The organism is Flavobacterium sp. (assembly GCF_029242675.1).
Lineage (GTDB): Bacteria > Bacteroidota > Bacteroidia > Flavobacteriales > Flavobacteriaceae > Flavobacterium.
In genome coordinates this window covers 1-3,392 of the sequence record NZ_JAQWTM010000063.1, presented here as the reverse complement: position 1 = coordinate 3,392, position 3,392 = coordinate 1, and the positions used below count along the sequence as shown (strand labels likewise).

Below are 3,392 nucleotides of genomic sequence, written 5' to 3'. Positions count from 1 at the left end.
ACCGATTTTAACTCGAATGGCATTTAGTTGGGCAGTGTTTAATGTGGTGATATCTTGACCAAAATATTTGATTTAAACTTGATCTGCTTTTATTAATCACACGATACAGTTAATGGTGATGGATTTCCCTGTTCCGGATTTCCCTAATATAACTACATCCTCTCCTTTGTTTACAGTCAAATTAACTCCTTTTAAGATATGATTATCTTTTCCAAAAGTTTTATGTAAATTTTGAATTTCAATAGTTGGGCCTGCTTTTGCCACTGTTTCCTCAGTTGGTAATGGTGCTGTCATATTAAAATAATAAGTCGGTTAATTGAACGGCTAGCATATCAATAATAAATATACTTAGTGAGGCTGTTACTACGGCTGAATTAGCAGCTAATCCTACACTTTCGGTTCCATTATCGGCATTGTATCCTTTGTAGCATCCGATAATGCCTATGAAGAAACCGAAAAAGAACGTTTTAATCGTTGCAGGTAAAACATCAGAAAACGTTAAGATGTCAAAAACTTTACTGATGTAGAGATAAAAACTTGCATCACCGCGGATGTTGAATCCTACGTATCCGCCAAAAATTCCAATTAAATCAGCTAGAATGACTAATAACGGAATCATAAATGTGGTTGCTAATACTCGTGTAACCACTAAATATTTAAAAGGGTTGATTGCGGCTACTTCCATAGCGTCTATTTGTTCCGTCACTTTCATCGAGCCCAATTCAGCTCCAATTCCTGAAGCCACTTTGCCAGCACAAATTAAAGCAGTGATTACGGGTGCAATTTCTCTAATTAAAGATAATGCAACCATGCTTGGTAGCCAAGACTCCGCGCCAAAGCTGGCTAGAGTAGGGCGGGACTGTAGGGTCAGAACTAAACCCATAATAAATCCTGTTATAGCAACTAAAGGGATTGATTTATATCCTATTTTGTAACTCTGCTTTAGGAATTCTTTAAATTCATAGGGAGGAGCAAATGCTTCTTTGAAAAATCTACCGATAAAAAGGGTCATAGTGCCCACGTCATCGAAGGTGCTTTTTAAGGATGTAGTCACGATAGTAGTTTTTTAAGATTAATATAAATGTATTTTAAAGGTAAATTTTAACTGTTTTTTTGTAAAAGCAATTGCTTTACTTTTAGCTTTTAAATCTTTAGAAATAGTTTGACAACAACTTCCTGCTCTTCGTTTTTTATTCAAAATAATCCCTCTTTGGAATATAAAAAATGGATAAATTTATGCTAAATCAAAGAACCGATTTTAATTGATAAAAAATGTTGTGATACTTTTATAAAAACTTATAAAATTAACATTTGTTTTAAAAATCAGAATTGCCATCTCTACCGTTTTATTTAATTTTTGACAAAGAATAAGGTTGAATATAAACTGAATTCCGTAATAAAATGATTAATTAGAGTGTAAGAAGCTAATAAAAAAAGGACTGTCTAAATGGTCAAACAGTCCTTAATAAAAATTGATATAACTTAATTTAATCGAGTACTAGTTATGTACGGTCACTAATTTCTCGATTAACTTTTATAATTAGCTTAAATACCTTCTTAATATCCAAGCAGTTGATTCATGTTCTAATAGTAGAGCGGTAAGGAAATCAGCGGTTCCAACATCGTCATTCTCATCTTCAGCTGTACTAATATCTTTTCGCAGTTGTACCACGACCGTTTCATGATCATTTAGCAATTCTTTAATCATCGCCTTGCTTTCAGGATAAACAGCTGGAGCTTCCTTTAATCTTGTTTTTTCAGTAAACTCAGCCATCGTTCCAATGGTTTTGCCTCCTAATTTGCTAATTCGTTCGGCAATTTCATCAATATTTGCTTCAAGTTGTTTGTATTGACCCTCAAAAAGTTTGTGTAACTCCATAAAGCTCTCTCCAGTGACATTCCAATGAAACTTTCTAGTTTTAGTATATAAAGTCATCGCATCCGCTAAGGTTGCAGATAGTAAGTCTATACTGCTTTTTAAATTTTTATCTGTAATTCCAATATGTGGTTTCATAAATTATTATTTTATAATTGATTGTGAGTAAAATGTATTAATTATTTTTTGTCTTTAATGACCAAAACTGCGCCACCTACGATTAAAATAACACCAATAATAGGAGACCATTGAACGGGATGGTTTTCTTTTTTGTTGATTTCAATTGGTCCAATATCAACTACTTTTTCTTCGGTTACATAATTAAATCCAGTGTAAAACACCATTAGAACTCCTATAACAAGTACTGCGATTCCGATTGATTTTGATTTCATTTTTTACAATTTAAAAGGTTAGTTGTTTTCAGTTTTTAAACTTTTTATTAAATTTCAATGCTACATTTTAATTGATTTGTTATCAAATTCAAATGTCATTTGCATCTATTTCAAAATTAAGAAATTAGTGTGCATTCTATTTTACAGGATTATTCATAATTGTTACAGTATTCACAGTTTTACTACTTTTTAGTTTAAATTCCTTCCCAAAAGTATCAAGAATAATGCATTAGCTCGCTACTTTGTCATAGCATGCAACCTGCTATTGTTTAGCTAATTCGGATTAGTTTTTTATTTATAAACTCATGAATTCCTTGTTCGGCTAATTCTCGGCCATATCCAGATCGTTTCGTTCCACCAAATGGTAAATCAGGTTGAGAAGCGGTTGGCTGATTAATAAAAACCATACCAGAATCGATTTGATCTGCTATTTTTATCGCTCGTTCAATATCTTTCGTATAAATCGATCCTCCAAGTCCAAAAGGGGAGTCGTTAGCCAATTCAATTGCTTCTTGTTCATTTTTTACACGATAAAAGGAGGCAACAGGTCCAAAAAGTTCTTCATAAAAAGTAGGTTCCCCTCTTTTAAGATTGGTTAATAAAGTAGGTTGAATGTATGCACCTTTTTCAAATGCTCTTTTTCCACCTGTAGCTATTTTTGCGCCCGCCTTTTCAAATCGACCTACTTGATCGAGTAAATCAGTAAGTGCTTGTTCACTACTTAAAGGCCCAACTTGTGTTTCAGGGTCCATAGGATCGCCGACTTTTAGGTTAGCGATAGCAGCGGTAAATTTTTCTAAGAACTCATTAGCAATAGCTTCTACTGCGATAAATCTTTTAGAAGCAACGCAACTTTGACCGTTATTGTTCATTCGGCCTATAATGGCCATTTCAATTGTTTTATCAATATCGGCATCTTCTAAAACTATAAAGGAGTCGCTTCCTCCTAATTCTAAAACTGATCGTTTTAAGTTTTTCCCAGCAGCTGCAGCCATACTGGAACCAGCACCTTCACTTCCTGTTAAGGAAACGCCCATGATACGGCTATCATCAACCAGGGAAGTACTTCTTTTACCCGATATCATTAAATTGGTATACACGCCTTTAGGAGCGCCTGCTTCATC

5 protein-coding genes are annotated in these 3,392 nt (G+C 33.9%); all 5 read right to left on the bottom strand.

The window, feature by feature from the left end:
- Nucleotides 1–96: 96 nt before the first annotated feature.
- Nucleotides 97–294 (bottom strand): ATP-binding cassette domain-containing protein, encoded by a 198-nt coding sequence (locus P8M54_RS02455; protein WP_300284657.1) that lies wholly within the window; start codon nucleotides 292–294, stop codon nucleotides 97–99.
- A 1-nt stretch (nucleotide 295) separates the two neighbouring features.
- On the bottom strand, nucleotides 296–1,054 hold the full coding sequence (locus P8M54_RS02450; protein ID WP_300284655.1) for an ABC transporter permease: 759 nt from the start codon (nucleotides 1,052–1,054) through the stop codon (nucleotides 296–298).
- A 486-nt stretch (nucleotides 1,055–1,540) separates the two neighbouring features.
- Nucleotides 1,541–2,014, bottom strand: coding sequence for a DNA starvation/stationary phase protection protein (locus tag P8M54_RS02445; RefSeq protein WP_300284653.1), 474 nt, complete (start codon nucleotides 2,012–2,014; stop codon nucleotides 1,541–1,543).
- Nucleotides 2,015–2,055: 41 nt separating this feature from the next.
- On the bottom strand, nucleotides 2,056–2,268 hold the full coding sequence (locus P8M54_RS02440) for a hypothetical protein (protein ID WP_300284651.1): 213 nt from the start codon (nucleotides 2,266–2,268) through the stop codon (nucleotides 2,056–2,058).
- Nucleotides 2,269–2,537: 269 nt separating this feature from the next.
- The coding region (locus P8M54_RS02435; protein WP_300284649.1) for an aldehyde dehydrogenase family protein at nucleotides 2,538–3,392 on the bottom strand (855 nt) is incomplete at its 5' end.